This window comes from Streptomyces sediminimaris (assembly GCF_047049295.1).
GTDB classification, from domain to species: Bacteria; Actinomycetota; Actinomycetes; order Streptomycetales; family Streptomycetaceae; genus Streptomyces; species Streptomyces sediminimaris.
Genome location: NZ_JBJWOT010000001.1, coordinates 2948063 through 2974119, shown reverse-complemented (window position 1 = coordinate 2974119; position 26057 = coordinate 2948063). Strand labels below are relative to the sequence as shown.

Sequence of the window (26057 nt, the reverse complement as noted above, 5' to 3'; positions counted from 1 at the left end):
GGCCCCGCGCGGCGCCGGTGCGGGAGGTCCGGGTGGTCGGGGCGGGTGCGGGAGGTCCGGGCGGTCGGGGCGGGTGCGGCGTCGCGTTAGGCTAGAGGGTCACCCCTGTCAGTTCACCCAGCCCCGAAGGTTCGCGAGATGCCTGCCGAAGTCGCTGCGGCCGCCGAGTCCGTGTTCCCGCAGCTCGAAGCTCTGCTCCCGCATGTGCAGAAGCCGATCCAGTACGTCGGCGGAGAGCTCAACTCCACGGTCAAGCCGTGGGAGTCCTGTGACGTCCGCTGGGCGCTGATGTACCCGGACGCCTACGAGGTCGGCCTGCCCAACCAGGGCGTCATGATCCTCTACGAGGTCCTGAACGAACAGGAGGGCGTCCTCGCCGAGCGCACCTACAGCGTGTGGCCGGACCTGGAGGCGCTGATGCGGGAGCACGGCGTCCCGCAGTTCACGGTGGACAGCCACCGGCCGGTCCGCGCGTTCGACGTGTTCGGGCTCAGCTTCTCCACGGAGCTGGGCTACACCAACATGCTGGCGGCGCTGGACCTGGCCGGGATCCCCCTGGAGTCGAAGGACCGGACGCCGGACGACCCGATCGTCCTGGCCGGCGGCCACGCGGCCTTCAACCCCGAGCCGATCGCGGACTTCATCGACGCCGCGGTCATCGGCGACGGCGAGCAGGCCGTACTGGACATGACACGGATCATCCGCGAGTGGAAGGCGGAGGGCCGCCCCGGCGGCCGCGAGGAGGTCCTCTTCCGCCTGGCGAGGACGGGCGGGGTGTACGTCCCGGCGTTCTACGACGTCGAGTACCTCCCCGACGGCCGTATCGCCCGCGTGGTCCCCAACAAGTCGGGCGTCCCGTGGCGGGTGTCCAAGCACACGGTCATGGACCTCGACGAGTGGCCGTACCCCAAGCAGCCGCTGGTCCCCCTGGCCGAGACGGTCCACGAACGCATGTCGGTGGAGATCTTCCGCGGCTGCACCCGCGGCTGCCGCTTCTGCCAGGCGGGCATGATCACGCGGCCGGTCCGCGAGCGCTCCATCACCGGCATCGGCGACATGGTCGACAAGGGGCTGAAGGCGACCGGCTTCGAGGAGGTGGGCCTGCTCTCGCTCTCCTCGGCGGACCACTCCGAGATCGGCGACATCGCCAAGGGGCTGGCGGACCGCTACGAGGACGACAAGATCGGCCTCTCCCTCCCCTCGACCCGCGTGGACGCCTTCAACGTCGACCTCGCGAACGAGCTGACGAGGAACGGCCGCCGCTCCGGCCTGACCTTCGCCCCCGAGGGCGGCTCGGAACGGATGCGCAAGGTCATCAACAAGATGGTCTCGGAGGACGACCTGATCCGCACGGTCGCGACGGCCTACGGCAACGGCTGGCGCCAGGTGAAGCTGTACTTCATGTGCGGCCTGCCGACGGAGACCGACGACGACGTCCTCCAGATCGCCGACATGGCGACCCGCGTGATCCAGAAGGGCCGCGAGGTCTCCGGCTCCAACGACATCCGCTGCACGGTCTCCATCGGCGGCTTCGTCCCCAAGCCCCACACGCCCTTCCAGTGGGCGCCGCAGCTCTCGGCGGAGGAGACCGACACCCGCCTGCAGAAGCTCCGCGACAAGATCCGCGGCGACAAGAAGTACGGCCGCTCCATCGGCTTCCGCTACCACGACGGCAAGCCGGGCATCGTGGAGGGCCTCCTGTCCCGCGGCGACCGCCGCATCGGCGCGGTGATCCGCGCGGTCTACGACGACGGCGGCCGCTTCGACGGCTGGCGCGAGCACTTCTCCTACGACCGCTGGATGGCCTGCGCCGACAAGGCCCTGATCCCCCAAGGCGTCGACGTCGACTGGTACACCACGCGCGAGCGCGCCTACGAGGAGGTCCTCCCCTGGGACCACCTCGACTCGGGCCTCGACAAGGACTGGCTCTGGGAGGACTGGCAGGACGCCCTCGACGAGACGGAGGTCGAGGACTGCCGGTGGACGCCTTGTTTCGATTGCGGGGTCTGTCCCGCGATGGACACGACAATTCAAATCGGCCCCACGGGCAAGAAGCTGCTGCCGCTGACGGTCAAGAAGGACGCTGCGAGCAGCGGTCACTCTCACTGACGTGAGTGAGGCGTCGGACGGATCGTAGGGGGCGACGGCGCGTCGGCTGGTATGAGCCTTCGGGGACGGACCGAGTCGGGTGTCAGCGTGGGCGGAAGAGGTAGGCGAGGTTGAGGACCACCAGTCCGGCCCAGGAGATGAGCAGTGCGGTGGTCCCGCCGGGAGCGAAGGTTGTTGCGGCGGTGCCGAGGATCAGTGAGAGCAACAGGACCCTGAGCTCCGCCCTTCGACCACGGACCACAGCTCGCTGAAAAGGGCCGGGCTCCGCCAGCCGCTCGGCGCACACCTCGTCGAACGACGCGGCGACGCGGTCGTCGATCCGGTCCCCGAGCCGTTCGACGAACAGGTCCACGATGGCGTTCTCGTCCCCGCCTTCCGGGCGCTCGGCGGGCTGGGGACGTTTTGCCGGTGCCGGGGGCTGCTCGGTCATCGTGGTCTCCTCCAGAGGTGTGGGCGGGGGCGTGGCGGCAGCACCCGCAGTGACATCGGGTCGGCGATGGTGGGGCGGACCCTCGTGGCCGGGGAAGCCGGGGAAGCCGGGGAAGCCGGGGCGGCAGGAAGCGGTGGCCGGCACGACGCACGGGGCCGCCATCGGTAGTCCCGCGACGGCGGCCATCACGATCGCCGCGGCTTGAGTTCGGCTCCGCGGGCAGAGGCGACGATGTCGAACCAGGCGTCGACGATCAGCAGCGCGGCGGTTGCCGCCGCGGTGAGCGGGTGCCGAGGATCCCGGCGCAGCAGCAGTGCTCCGGTGGCGGTGAGGCCCAGGGCCTCCAGCCCTACCCGCGCGGCCGACCAGCGCGGGACGCTGGGTGCGGCGGGCAGCGCGTCCGCAGCGCCGCAAGCTGCCGAATCGACGAAGGCCATGGGGCTGCGTCTCCTCCCGGATGCGGGCTTGTGTGCCTTACATGGACAAGCTTTCCTGCGGCGGGCGCGCGCGTCGGTAACGCGAAGGTCCGACTTGGGGGTGGTACTGGCTTCACCATCGATCCGGATACACGGTGCATGGCATGTGCGTCACCAGGCGTTCTACCGTCGAGTCATGAGGAGTCCCCGGACGCTGCGACGCGCACTACTTCGAGCGCGACGGGACACCGGCTTCGCGGCAGCCGGGATTCCGCTGCACCTTGCCCTGACTCCGCTGTGGGTCTGGGGCGTGACGATCGTCGTGAAGGCGAACGCGTGGGCTGTGGTCCCGATACCGTTCGCACTGTTCCTCGTCGGCGTTCCGGCGCTCACCGTTGTTCAACGACACCGTTATCGAGCGTTACTCGGTGTGGACGTCCCCCGGCTGACGCCGACGCCGGAACGATGGTGGCCGAGGCGTGCCCTGCGGTGGCTGTCCTCGGCCCAGACCTGGCGACAGGTCGGATACCACCTCCTGCTCGGGCCGTTGCTGGCTGCTCTGGAACTGCTGGTGCTCGCGGCGTGGGCCGTGGCGGTGGCGGGTGCCACCGTCTTCGGGTGGCTCTGGGCGCTGCCGGTGGACCGGGCGTTTTTCTACACTGTCGGCGGCGTCTACACCGTCGGCGGTGTCGTGCTGCTGTGCAGCGCCCCCTGGCTGGCCGGGGCGACGGCCCGAACCGAGGCCCGGCTCGCGCCGACGCTGCTGGGGCCGAGCCGGAACGAGCGGCTTCGGCAGCGTGTCGAGCATCTGGTCGAGAGCCGCAGCGACCTGATCGAAGCCGTCGACGCCGAGCGCCGCCGCATCGAACGCGATCTCCACGACGGCACCCAGCAGCGCCTGGTCTCCCTTGCGGTCAATCTCGGACTGGCCAAGGCCACTCTCACCGACCTGCCGGACGATGCCCGTACGGTGATCGACGCGGCGCACCGGGAGGCGAAGGAGGCCATCGCCGAACTCAACGACCTTGTACGGGGGTTGCACCCCGCGGTCCTCGAAGACCGAGGGCTGGACGCTGCGTTGTCCGGTCTGGCCGCCCGGGTACCGTTGCCGGTACGTCTGCGCGTCGACATCGGAGAGCGAGCAGCGCCCGTCGTGGAGTCGGTCGCCTATTTCGTGGTCTCCGAGGCGCTGACCAACGTGACCAAGCACGCCCGTGCCACCCGCTCGGGGGTGACCGTCGAACGGATCGGGAAGGTGCTGCGCGTGAACGTCACCGACGACGGGATCGGTGGCGCCGACGCCTCAGCCGGCAGCGGGCTCGGCGGACTGGCCAAACGCGTCGGCTCCGTCGACGGATCCTTCCGCATCAGCAGCCCCGCCGGGGGCCCGACCACGATCACCGCGGAACTGCCGTGCGAGCTGTGATCGCCGAGGACTCGGTGCTGCTGCGCGTGGGGCTCGTCAAGGTGCTCGAGATGGCCGGCTTCGAGATCGCAGCCGACGTGGGTGACGCGGACGCTCTGTTGACCGCGGTCGAGCAGCACCGGCCCGAACTGGCCCTGGTCGACGTCCGGATGCCGCCGGGCTTCACCGACGAGGGAGTGCGTGCCGCGCTGGTGATCCGCCGCCAGTGGCCCCGGACGGCGGTGGTTCTGCTCTCGCAGTACGTGGAGGAGCGGTACGCGGCCGATCTGCTGACCGCGCACACCGACGGGGTCGGCTACCTGCTCAAGCAACGTGTCGCCGACGTGGAGGAGTTCATCGCCGCGGTACGGCGGGTCGCGGACGGCGGCACGGCGCTGGACCCCGAGGTCGTCGCCCAGTTGCTGCTGCGCCGCCACAGCGACCCGTTGGAGCGGCTGACACCACGTGAACGGGAGGTGCTGGCGCTGATGGCCGAGGGACGCTCCAACGCGGGAATCGCCGAGGCACTGGTGGTCAGCGACAGCGCGGTCGCCAAGCACATCAACAACATCTTCGCCAAACTCGGCCTGCCCGCCGCCGACGCCGACCACCGGCGCGTCCTCGCCGTGCTGCGATTCCTCGGGGTGCCCCCGAACTGACCGGCCACGGGAGAGCGCCGATGGCCGACGACGCGTCGTCCGGGCACGTGCGGTCGGTCTCGACGGCCACCACGGCGGTGCGCAGGTCGTCCAGGGCGTGGCCGAGGCGGTCGTCGGCGAGTTCATAACGGGTGCGTCACCGTCGCGGACGGTGACGACCAGGCCGCAGTCCCGCAGGCACGCGAGGTGGTTGGACAGGCGGGTGCGCGAGACCTCCAGTGCGTCGGCGAGGTCGGCGGGGCAGGCCGGTGCGTTCCGCGGGGCGAGCAGGATTCGGCAGCGGGTGGGGTCGGCGAGGGCGCGGCCGAAGCGGGCCAGTACGTCTATGTCGGTGGCGGTTGTGTCGGTGGCGATCGTCAGCACACTGCGACCGGGCTTCTCGCTCCGTCCCTCGGCGGCCATACGGCCGTTGCCGAGGGCAAGAAACCCGAATGCCCCGATTCACGCTTCATAAACAAGGTGTTGTCGGCGTATGAAGGGAGGATCGCAGGGAAAACGGCGTCCAGGAGGTTGATAACTATGGTTCCCCTGTTGCTCGTCCTGCTTCTGGCGCTCATTCTCTTCGGTGCCGGTTTCGCGCTCAAGGTCCTGTGGTGGGTCGCGATCGCCGTGCTGGTGGTGTGGCTGCTCGGTTTCGTGATGCGTTCGACCACCACGGGCGGCGGACGGGGTCGCTGGTACAGATGGTGACCTGACGTCACCCGCCCCGGGTGAAGGGCCCGGCCGCCCGGCCGGGCCCTTCAGCGTGTGTCGGCGCGTGCGTTCGCGCGTGCGTCGGTGCGACCGCGTCGTCACCTCCGGTCCGGATGCGGGTGCACGCCGAAGTGCCCGGTACGGGAGGGGAGTTCGGGGGCCACGACGGTCAGGGTGTCGTGCGCGGCGTCCGCCCCGTCGCTCACCGTCACCGTGACGGCGTGCTGTTCTCCGGTGTGCCCGAGGCGTCCCGTGACGGTCACCGTGTGGCCGTTCACCTCGACGTTCAGGTTCGAGCCGGCGGGTGCGGAGGCGCTGACGACGTGCCGTGGTCCGGCCGGCCACACGGTCACGGACGAGGTGAACTCCGTGCCGGCCGTGACCTCGATCTGTGAGGGGGTGAGGATCATGAAGCCCTTCGGGTGCCATGACCCACTGCGGAGAGGTGCCTGGTTGCCGGTCATGTGCTCAGCGTGCGCCGCCGTCGCCCGCCGGTACAGGTGACGGTCGGCCCTCGCGGAGGGCCGTTCGAGGCGGTTCCGGGGCCGTTCGGCCTCACGTTCGTGCCGGGGTGGAGACGTGAACGCGGCCGGGCCGGAGCGTGTCCCGCTCCCACGCGGTTTGTCGTTCACCCCGTCGTCTTCTACAGTCGCGTAGAACTTCTACGGCCGTGTAAATGACGCCGTGGTTCGAGCGTGCCGTGCGTCCGGCTCCGGGGACAGGGGACAGGGGACAGCAGGGCCGGAAGGTGGCGGAGCGCGGTGCCGGTGACCTGTGGAGCCGATCGCGCCGCCGCGGAGCCCGGGCCGGCCGCCGGGAGGCGGCCGACCGCCGCGGGCCGTCTGCGCCGCTGGACCGCCGCGGTGCTGCTGACGGTGATCCCGGCCGTGTACCTGGCGGTCTCGGCCGATCAGAGCCACAACGTGGCCGCCGTGCGGAAGCTGCGGGCCGAGCGGGCGGGACTCGTCCACGGGGCGCCCTCCGCGGTGCAGCGCGCCGTGTACGAGGTGCCGATACCTCCCGGTGCGCGCGGCGAGGCCTTCTTCGAGGCCAACACCTGGGAGAAGGACTCCCTCTACGTCCAGTTCACCACCACCCGCGCCGGGCTCACCGGCTTCCTGGCCCGGGTCGGCACCAGCCGCGCGCGGCTGCGCGCCGGCCGCGTCACGGTCAGGGTCCCCCGCGGCCGGGCCGCCCGCGTGCACTGGCGGTTCCCGGCGGGCCGCCACTGGGCGGGAACGACGCTGCCCGCACCGGGTCTGCACCCCTCACGCGAGATCACGGTGGACCTCGACGATCCGCGCGAGCCCGTCGTGTTCGTGGTCTCCACCATCCGTTTCGTCCACTACCCGCACGCGTCACAGGGTCCGTCCACGCCATCGCCGTCGCCGCACGCGTCACAGGGTTCGTCCACGCCGTCGCCGCACGCGTCACAGGGTTCGTCCACGCCATCGCCGTCGCAGTCGCCGTCACCGCTCCCGTGAGGCGGAGCCGGGGCCCCTCCCGGCGGCCGGCGGTTCCGCTCCCGTCACGGCATGGCACCGCGCACCCCGGGGTACTCCGCTGGTCGCGGCTCTGACCGATCCAGAGGTGATCCCTGTGTCCGCGCCTCATCTGCCGGGCGTCTTCGCCGACCTCGCGCCGCTCCTGAACCACTGGGGCTACGCGGCGGTCGGCGGCCTGCTCTTCCTGGAGGACTTCGGTGTGCCGGCCCCCGGGGAGACGGTGCTGATCGCTGCCGCCGTGTACGCGGGAGCGGGACAGCTCAACGTCGTCGCGGTCGCCGGGATCGCCTTCGTCGCCGCCGTCTGCGGCGACAACATCGGCTACCTCATCGGCCGGTACGGCGGCCACCGCCTGGTGATGCGCTACGGGCGCTACGTGCTGCTCACCCCGGCCCGCGTCGAGAAGGCGGAGGAGTTCTTCGCCCGCAACGGCGGGAAGGTCGTCACGGTCGCCCGGTTCATCGAGGGACTGCGCCAGGCGAACGGCATCGTCGCCGGGATGAGCGAGCTGCCCTGGCGCCGGTTCATCGTCTTCAACGCCCTGGGCGCGGCGCTGTGGGTGGCCGTCTGGGTGACCCTCGGCGACCTCGCCGGGGACCACATCGGCACCCTGTACCCGGCCATCCAGCGCTACGAGCGGTACGTCCTCATCGCCGCGGGCGTCGTCCTCGCCGCCCTGATCGCGCGCCATCTGCTGCGCCGCCGCCGGGAGAGGAACGCGAGCCGGCCGTCCCCGGAGCGGGACGACCAGCACACCTCGGCCTCCTGACCCGCCCCCGGGACCCCCGCTTCCGCGGGCTCCCCGGGATCCCGGACGCGGAAGGGCGGTTGCGCGGTGTGAGCCCTACGCTGACGGCATCACACGGTTTCCCTCACCTGCGCGGGAGGTCTCATGGCCGGGACGAGCGATCTCCTCACCACGGCACGGCAGGAGCACCTGAAGTACTACGCGGCGCTGAGCGAGCGCCTCCCGGATCTGGAGGGCGACGTGATCGCCGCGGCCCACGAGGCGATCCGCGGCCTGTGCGCGCCCGGCCCGGGCGCGGACGTGCCCTCCTCCGCCTACGCGCCGGTGCTGGAGGCCGTCGCCGCCGCCGTCGAGTACTGCGAGTTCACCGGGCACCCGGACGGCGTGCGGTACTACAGGTACTGGCACGCCCTGCTGCTGGCCGACCAGGCCCTGTGCGAGTGACCGGTCCGGGATCCGCGCGGGCGGCTGCGGCGTCCACATCGGTATGGACCCGCACGAGATCGGTACGGACCCGCCCGAGATCGGTATGGACTCGCACAAGATCGGTACGGACCCGCCCGAGCCGCCCGCCGGCGCACCGCGGCAGCCGCCCGCGCGGCAGGTCCCCGAAGGCTGCCTCGTCGTGGCGATCCGTCTCCCCGCGCGCGTCGTCGCCCTGGTGCTCGTCCTGCCCCTGCGGATGGCGTGGGACGCGCTCGTCGCCGGCGGGCGCCTGCTGACCCGCACCGTCCTGCGGCCGGCCGGACGGGCGTCGCTGTGGATCGCGCGGGCGCTCCTCGTGTGGCCGTTCGTCGGTCTGTGGCGGTACGTCGTCGACCCCCTGGGCAGGGCGCTCAGCCGGCTCGGGCGGGTGCTCGTCGCCGTACCGCTCGGCTGCCTTCACCGATACGTGCTGACGCCCCTCGGCCACGCCCTCATATGGCTCTACGCGCGCGTGCTGACGCCCGTCGGGCACGGCCTGTGGTGGGCGCTGAGAGGGGCCGGGGCGGGGCTCGCCGCGGCCGGGGCCGGCGTGGCCGCCGGCGTCGCGTGGCTGGTGCGCCACCTCGTCGTCGTCCCGGCCCGGTGGCTGCACGAGTGGGTCCTGACGCCGGTGGGGCGGGCGATCGCGTGGTGTGCGGCGGGGCTCCTGCGGGGCCTGCGCCTGGCCGTCACCGGGGCGGGGGTCTGCCTGTGCCGGGTCCTGCGCGTGCTGCTGGTGCCGCCCGCGCTCGTCCTGTGGCGGTGGGTGCTCGTGCCCGCCGGGCGCCTCCTGGCCGTCACGGGGCGCGAGGCGGGGCAGGCGCTCGGGCACGCCTGGCGGGTCGCCGGACGGGTCTCGCTCGCCGTGGGCCGGGCCCTGGGAGCCCTCCTCCGGTGGATCTTCGTGGAGCCGGTGCGCTGGTTGCACCGGAGCGTGCTCACCCCCGTGGGCCAGGCCGTGCGCGACACCGTGCTGCGGCCCGCCGCCGAGGCGGCGCGCGGCGCGGGCCGGGCGGTCCGGTCGGCGCTGGCCGCCGCCCGGGAATCCGTACGGCAGGCGCGGGCCGATGTCCGGCGCGTGCTGTTCGGCGCGCGCCCCGAACCGGTCGAGGCTGTGGACCGGCGGGAACCTGTGGGCCGCGCGGCACGTACTCTTGGTAGGAGTACGACCGCTCTCACGAAGGACTGAACGACACTGGGCAAGCGACAGCCCGAAGGCCCGCCGCCCGCACCCGCGGTGCAGCGCATCCGACTGCGCTACACCAAGCGCGGCCGCCTCCGGTTCACCAGCCACCGTGACTTCCAGCGCGCCTTCGAGCGCGCGTTGCGCCGCGCCGAGGTGCCCATGGCGTACTCGGCGGGGTTCACGCCGCATCCGAAGGTGTCGTACGCCAATGCCGCACCCACCGGCACGGGCAGTGAGGCGGAGTACCTGGAGATCGCGCTCACCGAGGCGCGGGATCCGGAACTCCTGAGGGCCCTGCTCGACGAGTCGCTGCCCGACGGGCTCGACGTCGTCGACGCGGTCGAGGCCCGCACCTCCGGGCTCGCCGACCGGCTCACGGCTTCCGTGTGGGAGCTGCGGCTGGACGGCGTCGACCCGGCGGAGGCGGAGCGCGCCGTCGCGGCCTTCAACGCGGCCGGGACCGTCGAGGTCCAGCGCACGGCCAAGAACGGCGTGCGGACCTTCGACGCCCGCTCGGCGGTCGCGGAACTTCACACGCACCGTTCGACGGCTGATAGGCCGACCGACCAGCCCTGTGCGATACTGCGGCTGGTTGTTCGGCACGTGACGCCTGCCGTACGACCCGACGACGTCCTGTCCGGTCTCCGCGCCGTGGCCGACCTGGCGCCGCCGGTCCCCGCAGCGGTGACCAGGCTGGCGCAGGGGCTGTTCGATGAAGAGACCGGCGCGGTGACCGACCCGCTCGCGCCCGACCGCGAGGCGGCGACGGCCCTACCCATGGCCGGCTCCGCTGCCGCCGCGAAGGCGCCGGCCTAGGGAAGGCCCCGCGAAGGACAGGACGTACGTCGAAGCGCCGCCCTCGTACTCGGGAGCCACCTGGGTCGGGCAGCGCACCGACCAGAAGACTTTCGCCAGGCCGTACACATGAGGTGTACGGAACCGGCGAGACAGGACACAGAGAGTTCCCGTGCGGCGCCCGCGCCCCGGACGGCGGCACCGCGCATCGCGCGAGCCGCGGACGTCACCGGCTTCCTGCCGGACCAGGCGCGGCGCCCGGGAGCCTGACGGGAGAAATGCCCGCATGCTCGAACCGACCGAACCCGCAGAGTCCTCGACGGGCTCCGAACTGAACACTCCGAGCGACACCCTGCCGCCGCGCCGTCGGCGCCGTGCCGCTTCCCGCCCGGCGGGTCCCCCCGCCGCGGCCGCCTCCGAGACCCCGGAGGAGATCGTCGCGCCGGCCATACCGGCCGACGGCGACAGCGAGGCGGACGAGGACGAGACCGGCGCGACGGCGGTCACCACCGCGTCCGACGCGTCCGAAGAGGCCGAGGCCGTGGAGACCACCGGGGTGACCGAGGCGCCGGCGGCTGCCGAGGAGCCCGCGCCCGCCGCGCGTACGCGGCGCCGTGCGACCCGTCGTGCGTCCGCGCCCGCCGGGGCACCCGCCGCCGAGGCGGCCGAGACCGTCGTGGCCGCCGCTCCCGCGCAGACCGGAGCCGAGGCCCAGGAGAGCGCGGCCGTCGCCGAGGAACCGGCCGAGTCGGCCGAGGACGCCGCTCCCCGTCGTACGCGCCGCCGTGCCACGCGCCGCGCGTCGGCGCCGACTGGTACGCCCGTGACGGCCGAGACCGCCGAGACAACCGAGACCACGGAGGCGGCTCCCGCGCAGGACACCGCCGCCACCACCGCCGCCGAGACCGCCGAAGCGGCCGAGGCCGCCGGAGAGGAGGCTGCGCCGCGTCGTGCTCGTCGGCGGGCGACGCGTCGGGTGGCGTCGCCGGTGGAGGAGTCGGTCGTGACGGGTGCCGGGGCGGTGGAGGAGTCCGCCGTCGAGCCGGTCGCGCGGTCCGGGGCCGAGAGTGCCGAGGCTGCGCCGGAACCCGCCCAGACCGCCGAGGCCGCCGAGGCCGTCGAGGAGGAGGCCGCGCCGCGTCGTGCCCGTCGGCGGACCGCCCGTAAGGCCGCGACCGGGTTCGCGGCGCCCGCGCAGCCGGCGCAGGACGCCGGGGACGCCGAGGGCGAGGAGCGGCGCCGTCCGGCGCGCCCCGCCGTCGCCGTGTTCCAGGCGCCCGTCTTCGCCGAGCCGCAGTTCCAGACGCCGGAGCGGGCCGCCGCGCAGGCGGCCGCCGAGCAGGCCGAGGAGACCACCGAGCCGGAGGAGCTGCCAGAGGAGCGGTCCGGGGCCCGGCGCCGCCGCCGTCGCCGGGGCGGCGCGTTCGGCGACGAGGCCGAGACGCAGGCGGCCGAGACGCGGACGGCCGAGACCGCCGAGGACGAGTCGGAGGAGGCCGAGGACCAGACCGAGGACGCCGCCGAGGGCGAGGACTCCGAGGAGACCGGTTCGCGCCGCCGCCGTCGCCGGGGCGGCCGTCGCCGCCGGCGGGGCGAGTCCGCCGACGCGGGCGGTGACGACGAGTCGGAGGAGTCCGACGAGAGCGCCGCCGCGCAGCAGGCGCAGGACGCCGAGGACACGGCCGAGCAGGTCGAGGAGGACGAGGAGGAAGGGACCGGCGAGGGCGGCGGCTCGTCCGCCGGCAGCCGCCGTCGCCGTCGCCGCCGGCGTCGCGCCGGTGACTCCTCGGTGGACAGCGAGCCCGGCGAGGGCGACCCGGAGCGCACCGTCGTCAAGGTCCGCGAGCCCCGTCCGAAGTCCGAGCCGTCCGACGAGGTGCAGTCCATCAAGGGCTCCACGCGTCTGGAGGCCAAGAAGCAGCGCCGCCGCGAAGGCCGCGAGCAGGGCCGCCGCCGCGTGCCGATCATCACCGAGGCCGAGTTCCTGGCCCGCCGCGAGGCCGTCGAGCGGGTGATGGTCGTCCGGCAGAGCGGCGAGCGCACGCAGATCGGCGTCCTGGAGGACGGCGTGCTCGTCGAGCACTACGTCAACAAGGAGCAGGCGACCTCGTACGTCGGCAACGTCTACCTGGGCAAGGTCCAGAACGTGCTGCCGTCGATGGAGGCCGCCTTCATCGACATCGGCAAGGGCCGCAACGCCGTCCTGTACGCCGGTGAGGTCAACTTCGAGGCGCTCGGCATGGCCAACGGGCCGCGCCGCATCGAGTCCGCCCTCAAGTCCGGCCAGTCCGTCCTGGTCCAGGTGACGAAGGACCCGATCGGGCACAAGGGCGCGCGTCTGACCAGCCAGGTCTCCCTCCCGGGCCGCTACCTCGTGTACGTCCCCGAGGGCTCGATGACCGGCATCAGCCGCAAGCTGCCCGACACCGAGCGGTCCCGGCTGAAGACCATCCTCAAGAGGATCGTCCCCGAGGACGCGGGCGTCATCGTGCGCACCGCCGCCGAGGGCGCCAGCGAGGAGGAGCTGCGCCGGGACGTCGAGCGCCTCCAGGGGCAGTGGGAGGACATCCAGAAGAAGTCGAAGAACGGCGGCAGCTCGGCGCCGTCGCTGCTGTACGGCGAGCCGGACATGACGGTCCGGGTCGTCCGCGACATCTTCAACGAGGACTTCTCCAAGGTCGTCGTCAGCGGCGACGACGCGTGGGAGACCATCTACGGCTACGTCGCGCACGTCGCGCCCGACCTCGCCGACCGCCTGTCGAAGTGGACCTCCGAGGTCGACGTCTTCGCCACGTACCGGATCGACGAGCAGCTCGCCAAGGCGCTGGACCGCAAGGTCTGGCTGCCCAGCGGCGGTTCGCTGGTGATCGACCGGACCGAGGCGATGGTCGTCGTCGACGTCAACACCGGCAAGTTCACCGGCCAGGGCGGCAACCTCGAGGAGACGGTCACCAGGAACAACCTGGAGGCGGCCGAGGAGATCGTGCGCCAGCTGCGGCTGCGCGACCTCGGCGGCATCATCGTCATCGACTTCATCGACATGGTGCTGGAGTCCAACCGGGACCTGGTGCTGCGGCGCCTGCTGGAGTGCCTGGGCCGGGACCGCACGAAGCACCAGGTCGCCGAGGTCACCTCGCTGGGCCTGGTGCAGATGACCCGCAAGCGGGTCGGCCAGGGCCTGCTGGAGTCCTTCTCCGAGACCTGCGTCCACTGCAACGGCCGCGGTGTCATCGTGCACCTGGAGCAGCCGGCCTCCGCCGGTGGCGGCGGCAAGCGCAAGAAGCGCGGGCGCGGCGGTGACGGGCACGTCCACGAGCCCGAGACCGTGGCGGCCGCCGAGGTCCCGGAGGTCCCGGAGGTCTCCGGGGAGACCGAGGCCGAGGTCGCCGCCGAGGTGGCGGCGCCGGTCGCGCTGGCCGAGCCCGCGTTCGCGCCCGACGAGGAGCTGTACAGCAGCGTGGCCGAGGCGGAGGCCGCGGCCGGCCGCGGCCGCTCGCGGCGCCGGGCGAGCCGCAGGGCGTCCGCTCCGGCGGGCGCGCCGAAGCGCCAGGAGAAGAAGGCCGAGGCGCCGACGGCCCAGGACACCACGGTCGAGGCCGAGGTGGAGCGTCCGGTGCTGCCGGAGCCGGCCGCCGAGGTGCTCGGCGAGCCCGCGGCCGTGGAGGACGCCGTCGTTCCGGCGGAGCCGTCCGCGGCGGACGAGGCCGCGCCCAAGGGCCGTACGCGCCGTCGTGCCACCCGCAAGGTCTCCGCGCCCGCCGGTTCACCGGCCGGGGCCGAGGCCGCGGTGGTGACGGTCGCCGAGACCGCGCCGGTGGCCGAGCCGCCGGCCGCGGAGGCGGAGCCGGCCGGGCAGGTCCCGGCGGCCGCCGAGGACACCGCTCCGGCCCGTCCGCGCCGCCGGGCGGTGCGCCGGGAGACCGCGCCCACCGCGTCCGAGGAAGCGGCCGTCGTGGTCGTGCCGTCGGCGGAGTCGGAGGGCGAGGCCGGGGCCCGGGCCGAGGGCGCCGAGGCCGCACCGGCGAAGAAGGCGGCCCGTAAGACGGCCAAGAAGGCCACCGCGAAGAAGGCCGCCACCAAGAAGACGGCGGCCAAGAAGACGACGGCGGCCAAGAAGACCGCCGCGAAGAAGACGACCGCCAAGAAGACGGCGAAGAAGACGGCGAAGAAGACGGCGGCCGCCGAGCAGCAGTCCGTCTCCTCCGTCTCCACGGCGGCGGACGAGGGCTGACGGCCCTCGGCGCGCCGACGACGTGATCCGCCCCCGGACCGGACGGCCGGGGGCGGATCACGTCATCCCCGCGGTGCGCCGTACGGCGGAGGTCGAACGTGTGAATGGGCAGTGAAGCGATAGGGTTATGCTGCTGTCCGAAGTTGAGGCCAAATTCAGACAAGTTGGGATTTTCTTCCCAGCGCAGGCATAGTAGTTGGGGACCATCACGTGAAGGCTCTTGTGCTCTCCGGAGGAGCGGGCACCCGGCTCCGTCCGATCACCCACACCTCGGCCAAGCAGCTGGTGCCCGTCGCCAACAAGCCTGTGCTGTTCTACGGCCTGGAGGCGATCGCCGAGGCCGGGATCAGCGAGGTCGGCATCGTCGTCGGCGACACCGCGGACGAGATCCGCGAGGCGGTCGGTGACGGCTCCCGGTTCGGGATCAAGGTCACCTACATCCCGCAGGAGGCTCCGCTGGGCCTCGCCCACGCCGTGCTGATCGCCCAGGAGTTCCTCGGCGACGACGACTTCGTCATGTACCTCGGCGACAACTTCATCGTCGGCGGCATCACCGGTCTGGTGGAGGAGTTCCGCAGCGAGCGCCCCGACGCCCAGATCCTGCTGACCCGGGTGCCCGACCCGACCTCCTTCGGCGTCGCCGAGCTCGACGGCACGGGCCGGGTGGTGGGCCTGGAGGAGAAGCCGAAGGTGCCCAAGAGCGACCTCGCGCTCGTCGGCGTCTACCTCTTCACCCCGGCGATACACGAGGCCGTCCGGTCCATCGAGCCCTCCTGGCGCGGCGAGCTGGAGATCACGCACGCCATCCAGTGGCTGATCGACGACAAGCGCGACGTCAGGTCCACCACGATCTCCGGCTACTGGAAGGACACCGGCAACGTCACCGACATGCTGGAGGTCAACCGGTCCGTCCTGGAGAGCCTGGAACCGGTCACCGAGGGCACGGTCGACGAGAGCAGCGAGATCATCGGCCGGGTCCGGATCGAGGCGGGCGCCAGCGTCCGGGGCAGCCGTATCGTCGGACCGGTCATCGTCGGTGCCGGTACGGCGGTGGAGAACGCCTACATCGGCCCCTTCACCTCCGTCTCCGAGGACTGCCGGATCGTGGACAGCGAAATCGAGTACTCCATCGTGCTGCGCGGCTCGTCCGTGACCGGTGTGCGCCGCGTGGAGGCCTCGCTCATCGGGCGTGACGTCGAGGTCACGCCCGCACCCCGTAACCCTTCGGCCCACCGGCTCGTGCTCGGTGATCACAGCAAGGTGCAGATCTCCTCATGACAGCCCCCTCCGCTCCGGCCCGCCCGACCCGGATCCTGGTGACCGGTGGTGCCGGCTTCATCGGCTCGCACTACGTCCGTACCCTGCTCGGCCCCGAGGGCCCCGGCGACGTCGCGATCACCGTCCTGGACAAGCTGACGTACGCGGGCAACCCGGCCAACCTCGACGAGGTGCGCGAGCACCCCGGCTTCGCCTTCGTGCAGGGCGACATCTGCGACGTCGAGCTGGTCGGCAAGCTGATGGCCGAGCACGACCAGGTGGTGCACTTCGCCGCCGAGTCGCACGTGGACCGCTCCATCGACGGCGGCGCGGAGTTCGTGCGCACCAACGTGGTCGGCACCCACACCCTCATCGACGCGGCCCACCGCGCGGGCGTCAAGACCTTCGTGCACATCTCCACCGACGAGGTCTACGGCTCCATCGACGAGGGCTCCTGGCCCGAGACGCACCCGCTGCAGCCCAACTCGCCGTACTCCTCGGCGAAGGCCTCCAGCGACCTGATCGCGCTGTCGTACCACCGCACCCACGGCCTGGACGTCCGGGTCACCCGCTGCTCCAACAACTACGGGCACCACCACTTCCCCGAGAAGGTCATCCCGCTCTTCGTGACCAACCTCCTCGACGGCAAGAAGGTCCCGCTCTACGGCGACGGCGGCAACGTCCGCGACTGGCTGCACATCGACGACCACGTCCAGGGCATCGAGCTGGTGCGCACCAAGGGCAGGCCGGGCGAGGTCTACAACATCGGAGGCGGCACCGAGCTGTCCAACAAGGAGCTCACCGGGCTGCTGCTGAAGGCGTGCGGCGCGGACTGGGACACCAGCGTCGAGTACGTCGAGGACCGCAAGGGCCACGACCGCCGCTACTCGGTGGACTGCACGAAGATCCGCGAGGAACTCGGCTACGCACCGCGCAAGAGCTTCGAGCAGGGCCTGGCGGAGACGGTGCAGTGGTACCGCGACAACCGCGCCTGGTGGGAGCCGCTGAAGGAGCGCGCGGCCCTGGGCTGAGGCATCATCCGTCATGAACGGGTCCGGGTCCCCGGGCCCGTTCATGTGTTCCGCACACCACCCACGTCAAGAAGAGACATGAATCCGACACAGGAACAGGCAGTCTGGCTGGTCACCGGAGCCGGCGGCATGCTCGGCCAGGATGTGCTGGCCGCCCTCGCGGCCGGGGGTGAGCGGGCGGTCGCGCTGGACCGCGCGGCGCTGGACCTCACCGATCCGGAGGCCGTGGGGCGGGCGCTTGAGGAGCACCGGCCCGCCGTCGTCGTCAACTGCGCGGCCTGGACGGCCGTCGACGACGCCGAGACCCGGGAGGCCGAGGCGCTCGCGATCAACGGCGACGGCCCGGCCCACCTCGCCGCCGCCTGCGCCCGCACCGGCGCCGTCCTGCTGCACGTCTCCACCGACTACGTCTTCGCCGGCGACGCGGGCAGCCCGTACGCCGAGGACGCCCCGACCGCCCCGCGCAGCGCCTACGGCCGCACCAAGCTGGCCGGCGAGCGGGCCGTGCTGACGACCCTGCCCGCCCGCGGCTACGTCGTCCGCACCGCCTGGCTGTACGGCACCGGCGGCCCCAACTTCGTCCGTACGATGATCAGGCTGGAGGGCGTCAAGGACACCCTCGACGTCGTGGACGACCAGCGCGGCCAGCCCACCTGGAGCGCCGACCTGGCCGGACTGCTGCTCGCCCTCGGGCGCGGCGCGCTGGCCGGCACCGCCCCGGCCGGGATCTACCACGGCACCAGCTCCGGCGAGACCACCTGGTACGGCCTCACCCGGGAGATCTTCCGGCTGCTCGGCACCGACCCCGACCGGGTCCGCCCCACCACCAGCGAGGCGTTCGTCCGCCCCGCCCCCCGCCCCGCCTACAGCGTGCTCGGGCACGAGCGGTTCGCCGAGGCCGGCATCGAGCCGCTGCGCGACTGGCGCGCGGCCCTCGCCGAGGCGTTCCCGGAGATCCACCGAGTGCACGAGAAGGAGAACGCGGCGTGACAGTCAAGGTCAGTGTCGTCATAGCGGTCTACAACCCGGGCAAGTACGTCGAGGACTGCATCACGGGCGTGCTGCGCCAGAGCCTGCCCACGGACGAGTTCGAGGTCTTCTTCGTCGACGACGGCTCCACCGACGAGACGCCGGCCCGCCTCGACCGGCTCGCGGCCGAGCACCCCCACATCCACGTCATCCACCAGGAGTCCTCCGGCTGGTCGGGCCGGCCCCGCAACACCGGCATCGCGGCCGCCAAGGGCGAGTACGTGATGTTCGTCGACCACGACGACTGGCTCGGCGACGAGGCCCTGGAGCGGATGTACGACTACGGCAAGGCGAACGACGCCGACGTGGTCGTGGGCAAGATGGCGGGCATCGGCCGCCCCGTCCCGCAGGAGCTGTTCCGGGTCAACCGGCCGCGCGCCTCGGTGGAGAACGCGCCGCTGATCGACAGCCTCACCCCGCACAAGATGTTCCGGCGGGAGTTCCTGAACGAGCACAACATCCGCTTCAAGGAGGGCCGCCGACGGCTCGAGGACCACGTCTTCGTCGTCGAGACCTATCTGCGCGCCAGGAACGTCTCCGTCGTCGGCGACTACCTGTGCTACTACCACATCACCCGCGACGACGGCTCCAACGCCGGCTTCCAGCGCTTCGACCCGGTCGGCTACTTCAACAACCTGCGCGAGGCCCTCGACGTGGTGGAGGAGCTCACCGAGCCCGGCCCGCTGCGCGACAAGCTGTTCAGCCGCTGGCTGCGCAACGAGATGGTCGAGCGGCTGCGCGGCAAGCGCCTGCTCAAGCTCCCCGAGGACTACGCGGAGGAGCTCTACCGCGAGATCCGCGGCGTGGTCACCGAGCGCTTCGGCCCCGGAGTCGTCGCCCGCCTCGGCCTCACCCAGAAGGTGGTCGCCGGGCTGATCTTCGCCGACCGCTACGCCGACATCCGCGCCCTCGCCGCCTGGGAGGCCGGCATCCGGCCCACCGGCGAGCTCACCTCGCTGGAGTGGCGCGGCGGCAGCCTGCACGTCGGTTTCGACGCGGAGTACCGGATCGGCGACGAGCCGATGACCTTCCGCAGGGACGGCGGGCGCGCGCTGCTCGGCCTGCCGCTGCCGGAGGAAGCGCTGACGGCGCTGGCCGGGCAGAACATCGAGCTGGCCGCCCCGCTGGCCAAGAGCGACGTCGACCTGGTGGTGCGGCACCGCGAGGACGCCCGCCAGTTCTACCTGCCCGTCACCAGCGAGCGGCACGAGCTGCCCGCCGGGGACGGCGCCTTCCGCCAGCGGATCTCCGCCCGCTCCGAGCTCGACCCGCTGACGGCCGCCGGCGGGGCCCCGCTCGACCGGGGCATCTGGGACCTGCACCTGCGCATCAAGTCCTGCGGCTGGAGCAAGGAGACCCGGCTCGGCGCCGTACGCGGCGCGGACGTGGAGGCCGGCCGGACGGCCGCGCTGCTCGGCGCCCCGGCCCGCCTCGTGCTGCCGTACTGGACCGACGGGCCCGGCAACCTCTCCCTCGACGTCGACCAGCACACCAACAAGCTGGAGGGCGAGGCGGTGGCGCGGATGGACCCGGCCGCGGCCTCGCTCGACGGCGCCACCGTCCGCCTCCCGCTGCCCCTGCACCTCGCGGCCGGCGGGAGCGAACCGCTGCAGCTGCGCTTCGAGCGCAAGAACGTCGGCAAGTACCCCGCCGACGCCACGGCCGACGGCACCGCCCTGACCGCCCGCCTGCCGCTGGAGCAGCTCACCGGCAAGCGCTGGGCGGTCCGCATCGGCGTGCCGTCCGCTGCCCGCGCCACGGCGAAGTGGACCCGGCTGCCGGTCGACGTGGTGGTCGACGCGGCCGGCAGCGCCCGGGTCATCGACCGGCACGTCCCGCCGGCCGGGGCGGCCGGGAAGAAGGCGGCGCCGAAGCGGCCCGCCGCGCCGCGTCCGCTGTGGCGCCGGGCCGCCCGACGGCTGAAGTCCGCCCTGACGAACCAGAAGAAGAACAGCTGAGGACCCGTCATGCGACCCCTTTCGATCTCCGGTGCCTGGGTGCACGAGCCGAAGGTCTTCCCCGACGGCCGGGGCAGCTTCCACGAGTGGTTCAAGGCGCCCGTCTTCGAGGAGGCGGCCGGCCACCCGCTGAGCGTCGCCCAGGCCAACATGTCCGTCTCCAGCCGGGGCACGCTGCGCGGCATCCACTTCGCGGACGTGCCGCCCGGCCAGGCCAAGTACGTCAAGTGCGTGCGCGGCGCGGTGCTCGACGTGATCGTGGACATCCGCACCGGCTCGCCCACCTTCGGCCGGTGGGAGGCCGTCCGGCTGGACGACCGGGACCACCACGCGGTGTACCTCTCCGAGGGCCTCGGGCACGGCTTCATGGCCCTCACCGACGACGCGACCGTGGTCTACCTGTGCTCCGAGGGCTACGCCCCGCAGCGCGAGCACGGCATCCACCCGCTCGACCCGGCCGTCGGGATCGAGTGGCCGACCGGTATCACCCCGCTGCTGTCGGCCAAGGACGAGCAGGCGCCGACCCTGGCCGAGGCCGCCGAGCAGGGGCTGCTGCCCTCCTACGAGGCGTGTGCGGCCTACCGGGAGAGCCTGGGGTCCTGACGGACGCGCCCGCGCCCCGGCCCGGGCGCGGGCTCGGTTTGACCAGTCCTGGGCGGCCCCGTAACCTTGACCGTCGGCGTGTCCATGGACTAGGGCGCGCCACATCCCCGTAAACCTCTTCCTCCGGAGCGCCGGCTGCCCTGCACCGCCGCCCCGGAGAGGCCGTCCGTCTTCCGGGTGGCTGGACTGCGGGGGTGCCGTTCCCGAGCGAGAGAGTGAGATCCGCGTGTACGCCATCGTGCGCAGCGGTGGTCGCCAGCACAAGGTTGCTGTCGGCGACATCGTTGAGGTTGACAAGATTTCCACCGCCAAGGTGGGCGACACGGTCGAGCTCTCGACCCTGCTCGTCGTCGACGGCGAGTCCGTGACCAGCGACCCGTGGGTGCTGGCCGGCATCAAGGTCCAGGCCGAGGTCGTGGACCACCACAAGGGTGTCAAGATCGACATCCTTCGCTACAAGAACAAGACCGGCTACCGCCGTCGCCAGGGCCACCGCCAGCAGTACACGGCGATCAAGGTCACTGAGATCCCCACGGCTGCGAAGTAAGGGACTGAGAACAGATGGCACACAAGAAGGGCGCATCGTCCACCCGGAACGGTCGCGACTCCAACGCCCAGCGGCTCGGCGTGAAGCGCTTCGGCGGTCAGGTCGTCAACGCGGGTGAGATCCTGGTCCGCCAGCGTGGCACCCACTTCCACCCCGGCGCGGGCGTCGGCCGCGGCGGCGACGACACGCTGTTCGCCCTGCAGGCCGGTGCGGTGGAGTTCGGTACCCACCGTGGCCGCAAGGTCGTGAACATCGTTCCGGTCGCCTGAGTCCTCGGACTTAACGGCTCGGCCCGAACGTTTCGCGAGGCGGACCTCACTTCCCCATCGGGAAGGCGGGTCCGCCTTTCGCGTGTTAGAGCAGAGACACATCCGTACGTTTTCGCAGTGCTGGAGGCACCCCACATGACCACCTTCGTGGACCGCGTCGAACTGCATGTCGCCGCGGGTAACGGAGGCCACGGCTGTGCCTCCGTCCACCGTGAGAAGTTCAAGCCGCTCGGCGGGCCGGACGGCGGCAACGGCGGGCGCGGCGGGGACGTGGTCCTCACCGTCGACCAGTCGGTGACGACGCTGCTGGACTACCACCACTCCCCGCACCGCAAGGCCACGGGCGGCAAGCCAGGCGAGGGCGGCAACCGCTCCGGCAAGGACGGGCAGGACCTGGTGCTGCCGGTGCCGGACGGCACGGTGGTGCTGGACAGGGCGGGCAACGTGCTCGCCGACCTCGTCGGCCACGGCACCTCCTACGTCGCCGCCCAGGGCGGCCGCGGCGGACTCGGCAACGCGGCGCTGGCCTCGGCCCGCCGCAAGGCGCCCGGCTTCGCGCTGCTGGGCGAGCCGGGGGAGCTGCAGGACATCGTCCTGGAGCTGAAGACCGTCGCCGACGTGGCGCTGGTGGGCTACCCGAGCGCGGGCAAGTCCTCGCTGATCTCGGTGCTGAGCGCCGCCAAGCCGAAGATCGCCGACTACCCCTTCACGACGCTCGTGCCCAACCTGGGAGTGGTGACCGCCGGTTCGACCGTCTACACCATCGCCGACGTGCCCGGTCTGATCCCGGGCGCCAGCCAGGGCAAGGGCCTGGGTCTTGAGTTCCTGCGGCACGTGGAGCGGTGCAGCGTGCTGGTGCACGTGCTGGACACGGCGACGCTGGAGTCCGAGCGCGACCCCGTCTCCGACCTCGACGTCATCGAGGAGGAGCTCAAGCAGTACGGCGGGCTCGACCGGCGGCCGCGGATCGTCGTCCTCAACAAGATCGACGTACCCGACGGCAGGGACCTCGCCGAGATGGTGCGGCCCGACCTGGAGGCGCGCGGCTACCGGGTCTTCGAGGTGTCGGCGGTGGCCCACCTCGGGCTGAAGGAGCTGTCGTTCGCGCTCGCCGACCTGGTGGCGAAGGCGCGTGCCGCGCGGCCGCAGGAGGAGGCGACGCGCATCGTCATCCGGCCCAGGGCCGTCGACGACGCGGGCTTCACGGTGAGCCGCGAGGAGGACGGGCTGTTCCGGGTGCGCGGCGAGAAGCCCGAGCGCTGGGTGCGGCAGACCGACTTCAACAACGACGAGGCCGTCGGCTACCTGGCCGACCGGCTCAGCCGCCTCGGTGTCGAGGAGGAGCTGGTGAAGGCGGGCGCCCGCGCCGGCGACGGCGTGGCCATCGGGCCCGAGGACAACGCCGTCGTCTTCGACTGGGAGCCGTCGATGATGGCCGGCGCGGAGATGCTGGGCCGCCGTGGCGAGGACCACCGCTTCGAGGCGCCGCGGCCCGCGGCGCAGCGGCGGCGGGACCGCGAGGCGGAACGCGACGAGTCCCTCCGCGAGTTCGACGGCTTCGAACCCTTCTGACCCGGCCGCGGCGCGTGCTCCCGGCGCACGTGGGATTCGGCTCGAACTCCTCGTACTGAACATCCCCGCGATGTCCGTCAATTGAGGCGGCAGGGGATCCGCTGTGACCAGATCGCGTTCCTCGCGTTGTTCCTGTGTCACAACGGGTCTCCTGTTGTCGCTCATTTGTCATGCACGCGAAGGCTTGCGTTCAGTCCGCGGACCGTCCGGCTGCGTGAGCCTTCACGTGTCCAAGATGTCCGCGAGGCAAGGGAGTTCGCCGATGACGAGAGCAAGCTCGCCCGAGCGACGCCGCTTTCTGACCGCCGGTACAGCCGCGCTCGGCGCCGCAGCCTCCGCCGTGCTCTGGCTGCCGGGCACGGCCCGGGCGGCCGGGGGCACCCTGCCCGACGGGCTCTTCGGCCTGGGGATCGCCTCCGGCGACCCGCTGCCCGACGGCATCGTGCTGTGGACCCGGCTCGCCCCCGACCCGCTCAACGGCGGCGGCATGCCCGACCGGGCGGTCGAGGTCGAGTGGGAGCTCGCCGAGGACGAGCGGTTCAGGAAGCGGGTGCGCCGGGGCTCCGCGCAGGCCCGCCCCGAGTACGGGCACAGCGTTCACGTGGACGTCCGCGGGCTGCGCCCGGACCGCGCGTACTGGTACCGCTTCCGGGCGGGCGGCCAGGTCTCGGACACCGGCCGCACCCGCACCGCCCCCCACGCGCACGCCAGGAACGGCTTCCTGCGGGTGGCCCTCGCGTCCTGCCAGAACTGGCAGCACGGCTACTTCACGCCGTACGCCGACATGGTCGAGCAGGACCCCGACTTCGTGCTGTTCGTCGGCGACTACATCTACGAGTCCGCGCCCTCCTCGGCGGGCCCGCGCCGGCACGAGGGCACGGGGGAGCCGTACACCCTGGAGCAGTACCGCAACCGGTACGCCCAGTACCGCAGCGACCCCGACCTGCTGAGGATGCACGCGAGCGCGCCCTGGGTGGTCACCTTCGACGACCACGAGGTCGACAACGACTGGGCCGGCGAGGTTCCGCAGGACCCGGCCAAGCAGCCCCACGACGCGTTCGTGGCCCGGCTGACGGCGGCCTTCCAGGCGTACTACGAGCACATGCCGGTGCGTGCGACGGCCATCCCCAGCGGCCCGCACATCCGGATGTACCGCCGCCTGGAGTTCGGCCGCCTGGTGCGCCTCAACGTCCTCGACACCCGCCAGTACCGCAGCGACCAGGCGACCACGCAGGCCGGCGCCGAGAGCCCCTCGATGACCATGCTGGGCGCCGGGCAGAAGGCCTGGCTGCTGGACGGGATGCGGAACTCGCCCGCCCGCTGGAACCTCGTCGCCTCGCAGATCATGATGGCCGAGACCGACATCCTGCCCGGCGAGGGCAAGCTCTGGTACTACGACGCCTGGGACGGCTACCAGGTCGAACGCAACGCGCTGCTGCGGGAGTTCGCCGAGGTCCGCAACCCGGTCGTGCTCAGCGGCGACCGCCACCTGACGATGATCAGCGATCTGCGGACCGACTACTCCGACCCGGACTCCGAGGTCGTGGGCGCCGAGTTCGTCGGTACGTCCGTCTCCAGCAACGGCGACCAGGACCAGGCCGCCTTCCACGCCCAGTGGGACCCGCTGAAGGCGGACAACCCGCACTGGAAGTTCATCGACGCCCACCGCGGCTACCACCTCCTCGACATCCACCGCGACGGTATCGACGCGCAGGTGCGGGCGGTGGACACGGTGGTGCGGCCGCAGGCGACGCCGAGCACGGTGGCGCGGCTGCGGGTGGACAGCGGCCGTCCGGGTGTCGAACTCGCCTGAGACCGTGTGAAGACCGTGTGACCGAGGCCTGGGGCTCATACGCGTCCCAGGCCTTTCTCAGGTAAGTCTCAGGCGTGAGTCTTACCATCCCTTAACCATGGAGACCGACCGCACGAGAGATGACGCCCGGGTGAACGACACCGACCTCCCCGCCCCGCTGCCCCCCGGTACCCGGCTGCTGCACATCGGCCCGCACAAGACCGGGACCACCTCGATCCAGGGCGCGCTGTTCGCCGCGAAGGACCGGCTGCCCGCACACGGCGTCGAGTTCCCCGGGCACACCCGCCACCCCATGGAGGCCGCCCTGGCCGCCGTCGCCCGCCCCGCGATGATGGGCGACGCCGCGCCCACCGAGCAGCACTGGTCGAAGCTGGTGCAGCAGGTGCGCGCGGCCGGTGACCGCACGGCCGTGGTCAGCAGCGAGTTCTTCGCCGACGCCGACGACGACGAGACGATCGCGCGGATCGTCGAGCAGCTCGGCGGCGACCGCGTGCACGTCCTGGTCACCCTGCGCCCGCTGGCGAGGATCATGCCCTCGCAGTGGCAGCAGTACGTGCAGAACGGCCTGCGGATGGGCTACGGGGACTGGCTGGAGCACATGCTGCGCAAGGCCCCGTACGAGCAGCCCAACCCCAGCTTCTGGCGCCGGCACCGGCACGACCGGCTGGTCGGGCGGTGGGCGCGGGCGGTCGGCCCGGAGCGGATCACCGTGGTCGTGGTCGACGACCGGGACCGGGGCGGGCTGATGCGCACCTTCGAGGCGCTGCTCGGGCTGCCCGCACAGTTCCTGCAACCCGTTCCGGACACGGCGAACCGCTCCCTCACGCTCGCCGAGACCGAAATGCTGCGGAACCTCAACAAGGAATTCCGCGGAAATGGCCTTCCGGACGAGCTGTATTCCCGGCTGGTGCGCAACGGCGCGGTCATGCATATGAAGAACACGTGCAGTCCCACGCCGCGTGACGTAAAGATTCCGACGCCGCGGTGGGCCGTCGAGGCCGCCGCCGGTATCGGCGCCGAGATGGCGGACGCCATCACCCGTACGGGCGTACGCGTGCTCGGTGACCCGGCGCTGCTGTCCGCCGTGCCGAAGTCCGCGCAGGAGCGGCCGCAGGAGCCGCTGATCGCCCCCGAGGTGGCAGCCCAGGCCCTGTACGGCGCCCTCGCCGCGGCCGCGCAGGCGCCGGTGCGGCACAGCTCCGCGGCCAAGGCGCGCACGGTCCACCAGACGTCCTCGGTGGAACTCGTGAAGGTGCTCGGTCACCGCTGTCTGAAGAAGCTCGGCCGGCGCTGACCGGCTGTGCAGTTACTCACACAGGAATTCCGCGGGATCCCC

Annotated in this window: 23 protein-coding genes and 1 pseudogene; 20 read left to right on the top strand and 4 right to left on the bottom strand. The window is 72.1% G+C overall.

From position 1 onward, the window contains the following. The first annotated feature begins 138 nt into the window (after positions 1-138). On the top strand, positions 139-2109 hold the full coding sequence (locus tag ACJ9NR_RS13850) for a TIGR03960 family B12-binding radical SAM protein (protein WP_412487860.1): 1971 nt from the start codon (positions 139-141) through the stop codon (positions 2107-2109). An 82-nt stretch (positions 2110-2191) separates the two neighbouring features. Here ACJ9NR_RS13850 and ACJ9NR_RS13845 read toward each other — a convergent pair whose 3' ends face one another. Together ACJ9NR_RS13845 and ACJ9NR_RS13840 are read right to left on the bottom strand one after the other, a co-directional pair. Then, positions 2192-2539, bottom strand: coding sequence for a hypothetical protein (locus ACJ9NR_RS13845; RefSeq protein ID WP_412487859.1), 348 nt, complete (start codon positions 2537-2539; stop codon positions 2192-2194). 185 nt (positions 2540-2724) lie between these two features. After that, positions 2725-2976: a hypothetical protein gene (locus tag ACJ9NR_RS13840; protein ID WP_412487858.1), complete on the bottom strand. Its 252-nt coding sequence runs from the start codon at positions 2974-2976 to the stop codon at positions 2725-2727. A gap of 175 nt (positions 2977-3151) precedes the next feature. Between ACJ9NR_RS13840 and ACJ9NR_RS13835 the strand changes: the two genes are divergently transcribed. Next, a complete protein-coding gene (locus ACJ9NR_RS13835) occupies positions 3152-4381 on the top strand; it encodes a sensor histidine kinase (protein ID WP_412487857.1) in 1230 nt (409 codons plus the stop codon). Continuing rightward, entirely contained in the window at positions 4369-5019 is a 651-nt protein-coding gene (locus tag ACJ9NR_RS13830) for a LuxR C-terminal-related transcriptional regulator (RefSeq protein WP_412487856.1), read from the top strand. Before ACJ9NR_RS13835 ends, ACJ9NR_RS13830 begins: the two co-directional genes overlap by 13 nt. A 37-nt stretch (positions 5020-5056) precedes the next feature. Here the strand turns inward: ACJ9NR_RS13830 and ACJ9NR_RS13825 are convergent. Next, positions 5057-5421 (bottom strand): annotated as a pseudogene (locus tag ACJ9NR_RS13825) (ArsR/SmtB family transcription factor); the annotation flags it as partial. A 117-nt stretch (positions 5422-5538) separates the two neighbouring features. Here ACJ9NR_RS13825 and ACJ9NR_RS13820 point away from each other — a divergent pair. Continuing rightward, entirely contained in the window at positions 5539-5709 is a 171-nt protein-coding gene (locus ACJ9NR_RS13820) for a hypothetical protein (protein WP_030944109.1), read from the top strand. A 101-nt stretch (positions 5710-5810) separates the two neighbouring features. Here ACJ9NR_RS13820 and ACJ9NR_RS13815 read toward each other — a convergent pair whose 3' ends face one another. Next, positions 5811-6176 (bottom strand): hypothetical protein, encoded by a 366-nt coding sequence (locus ACJ9NR_RS13815; RefSeq protein WP_412487855.1) that lies wholly within the window; start codon positions 6174-6176, stop codon positions 5811-5813. A gap of 303 nt (positions 6177-6479) precedes the next feature. Between ACJ9NR_RS13815 and ACJ9NR_RS13810 the strand changes: the two genes are divergently transcribed. The 16 genes from ACJ9NR_RS13810 (at position 6480) to ACJ9NR_RS13735 (ending at position 26015) form a co-directional block, all read left to right on the top strand. Further along, a complete protein-coding gene (locus ACJ9NR_RS13810; protein WP_412487854.1) occupies positions 6480-7196 on the top strand; it encodes a hypothetical protein in 717 nt (238 codons plus the stop codon). A 115-nt stretch (positions 7197-7311) separates the two neighbouring features. Then, positions 7312-7986 (top strand): DedA family protein, encoded by a 675-nt coding sequence (locus tag ACJ9NR_RS13805; protein ID WP_412487853.1) that lies wholly within the window; start codon positions 7312-7314, stop codon positions 7984-7986. 123 nt (positions 7987-8109) lie between these two features. Beyond that, on the top strand, positions 8110-8409 hold the full coding sequence (locus ACJ9NR_RS13800; RefSeq protein ID WP_412487852.1) for a hypothetical protein: 300 nt from the start codon (positions 8110-8112) through the stop codon (positions 8407-8409). Positions 8410-8494: 85 nt separating this feature from the next. Next, the gene (locus ACJ9NR_RS13795) at positions 8495-9619 is read left to right on the top strand and encodes a hypothetical protein (RefSeq protein WP_412488824.1); all 1125 of its coding nucleotides are present in this window, start codon (positions 8495-8497) and stop codon (positions 9617-9619) included. 48 nt (positions 9620-9667) lie between these two features. After that, positions 9668-10432, top strand: a complete 765-nt coding sequence (locus tag ACJ9NR_RS13790; RefSeq protein WP_412487851.1) for a TIGR03936 family radical SAM-associated protein — start codon at positions 9668-9670, stop codon at positions 10430-10432. A gap of 265 nt (positions 10433-10697) precedes the next feature. Then, positions 10698-14642 (top strand): Rne/Rng family ribonuclease, encoded by a 3945-nt coding sequence (locus tag ACJ9NR_RS13785; protein WP_412487850.1) that lies wholly within the window; start codon positions 10698-10700, stop codon positions 14640-14642. Positions 14643-14852: 210 nt separating this feature from the next. Beyond that, positions 14853-15920, top strand: coding sequence for a glucose-1-phosphate thymidylyltransferase (locus tag ACJ9NR_RS13780; RefSeq protein ID WP_412487849.1), 1068 nt, complete (start codon positions 14853-14855; stop codon positions 15918-15920). Beyond that, a complete protein-coding gene (rfbB, locus tag ACJ9NR_RS13775; protein WP_412487848.1) occupies positions 15917-16930 on the top strand; it encodes a dTDP-glucose 4,6-dehydratase in 1014 nt (337 codons plus the stop codon). The genes ACJ9NR_RS13780 and rfbB overlap by 4 nt, the downstream gene beginning before the upstream one ends. Positions 16931-17008: 78 nt before the next feature. Next, a complete protein-coding gene (gene rfbD / locus ACJ9NR_RS13770; RefSeq protein WP_412487847.1) occupies positions 17009-17920 on the top strand; it encodes a dTDP-4-dehydrorhamnose reductase in 912 nt (303 codons plus the stop codon). Beyond that, complete coding sequence (locus ACJ9NR_RS13765; protein WP_412487846.1) at positions 17917-19917, top strand: glycosyltransferase family 2 protein; 2001 nt, start codon at positions 17917-17919, stop codon at positions 19915-19917. The genes rfbD and ACJ9NR_RS13765 overlap by 4 nt, the downstream gene beginning before the upstream one ends. A 9-nt stretch (positions 19918-19926) precedes the next feature. Beyond that, a complete protein-coding gene (rfbC, locus tag ACJ9NR_RS13760) occupies positions 19927-20520 on the top strand; it encodes a dTDP-4-dehydrorhamnose 3,5-epimerase (RefSeq protein ID WP_412487845.1) in 594 nt (197 codons plus the stop codon). Between the two features lie 226 nt (positions 20521-20746). Further along, positions 20747-21067, top strand: a complete 321-nt coding sequence (gene rplU / locus ACJ9NR_RS13755; protein ID WP_384260991.1) for a 50S ribosomal protein L21 — start codon at positions 20747-20749, stop codon at positions 21065-21067. 14 nt (positions 21068-21081) lie between these two features. Then, entirely contained in the window at positions 21082-21336 is a 255-nt protein-coding gene (gene rpmA, locus ACJ9NR_RS13750; protein WP_023550764.1) for a 50S ribosomal protein L27, read from the top strand. Positions 21337-21471: 135 nt separating this feature from the next. Continuing rightward, positions 21472-22908 (top strand): GTPase ObgE, encoded by a 1437-nt coding sequence (gene obgE, locus ACJ9NR_RS13745; protein ID WP_412488823.1) that lies wholly within the window; start codon positions 21472-21474, stop codon positions 22906-22908. Positions 22909-23170: 262 nt separating this feature from the next. Further along, on the top strand, positions 23171-24721 hold the full coding sequence (locus ACJ9NR_RS13740) for an alkaline phosphatase D family protein (RefSeq protein ID WP_412487844.1): 1551 nt from the start codon (positions 23171-23173) through the stop codon (positions 24719-24721). Positions 24722-24818: 97 nt separating this feature from the next. Next, positions 24819-26015 (top strand): hypothetical protein, encoded by a 1197-nt coding sequence (locus ACJ9NR_RS13735; RefSeq protein WP_412487843.1) that lies wholly within the window; start codon positions 24819-24821, stop codon positions 26013-26015. Positions 26016-26057 lie beyond the last annotated feature (42 nt).

What these genes read in the sequence shown, in the direction of transcription:
- ACJ9NR_RS13850 (WP_412487860.1), top strand. Translation starts at nt 139, where the DNA reads ATGCCTGCCGAAGTCGCTGCGGCCGCCGAGTCCGTGTTCCCGCAGCTC.
- ACJ9NR_RS13845 (WP_412487859.1), bottom strand. Translation starts at nt 2,539, where the DNA reads ATGACCGAGCAGCCCCCGGCACCGGCAAAACGTCCCCAGCCCGCCGAG.
- ACJ9NR_RS13840 (WP_412487858.1), bottom strand. Translation starts at nt 2,976, where the DNA reads ATGGCCTTCGTCGATTCGGCAGCTTGCGGCGCTGCGGACGCGCTGCCC.
- ACJ9NR_RS13835 (WP_412487857.1), top strand. Translation starts at nt 3,152, where the DNA reads ATGAGGAGTCCCCGGACGCTGCGACGCGCACTACTTCGAGCGCGACGG.
- ACJ9NR_RS13820 (WP_030944109.1), top strand. Translation starts at nt 5,539, where the DNA reads ATGGTTCCCCTGTTGCTCGTCCTGCTTCTGGCGCTCATTCTCTTCGGT.
- ACJ9NR_RS13815 (WP_412487855.1), bottom strand. Translation starts at nt 6,176, where the DNA reads ATGACCGGCAACCAGGCACCTCTCCGCAGTGGGTCATGGCACCCGAAG.
- ACJ9NR_RS13800 (WP_412487852.1), top strand. Translation starts at nt 8,110, where the DNA reads ATGGCCGGGACGAGCGATCTCCTCACCACGGCACGGCAGGAGCACCTG.
- ACJ9NR_RS13795 (WP_412488824.1), top strand. Translation starts at nt 8,495, where the DNA reads ATGGACTCGCACAAGATCGGTACGGACCCGCCCGAGCCGCCCGCCGGC.
- ACJ9NR_RS13785 (WP_412487850.1), top strand. Translation starts at nt 10,698, where the DNA reads ATGCTCGAACCGACCGAACCCGCAGAGTCCTCGACGGGCTCCGAACTG.
- rfbB (WP_412487848.1), top strand. Translation starts at nt 15,917, where the DNA reads ATGACAGCCCCCTCCGCTCCGGCCCGCCCGACCCGGATCCTGGTGACC.
- rfbD (WP_412487847.1), top strand. Translation starts at nt 17,009, where the DNA reads ATGAATCCGACACAGGAACAGGCAGTCTGGCTGGTCACCGGAGCCGGC.
- rfbC (WP_412487845.1), top strand. Translation starts at nt 19,927, where the DNA reads ATGCGACCCCTTTCGATCTCCGGTGCCTGGGTGCACGAGCCGAAGGTC.
- rpmA (WP_023550764.1), top strand. Translation starts at nt 21,082, where the DNA reads ATGGCACACAAGAAGGGCGCATCGTCCACCCGGAACGGTCGCGACTCC.
- obgE (WP_412488823.1), top strand. Translation starts at nt 21,472, where the DNA reads ATGACCACCTTCGTGGACCGCGTCGAACTGCATGTCGCCGCGGGTAAC.
- ACJ9NR_RS13740 (WP_412487844.1), top strand. Translation starts at nt 23,171, where the DNA reads ATGACGAGAGCAAGCTCGCCCGAGCGACGCCGCTTTCTGACCGCCGGT.
- ACJ9NR_RS13735 (WP_412487843.1), top strand. Translation starts at nt 24,819, where the DNA reads ATGGAGACCGACCGCACGAGAGATGACGCCCGGGTGAACGACACCGAC.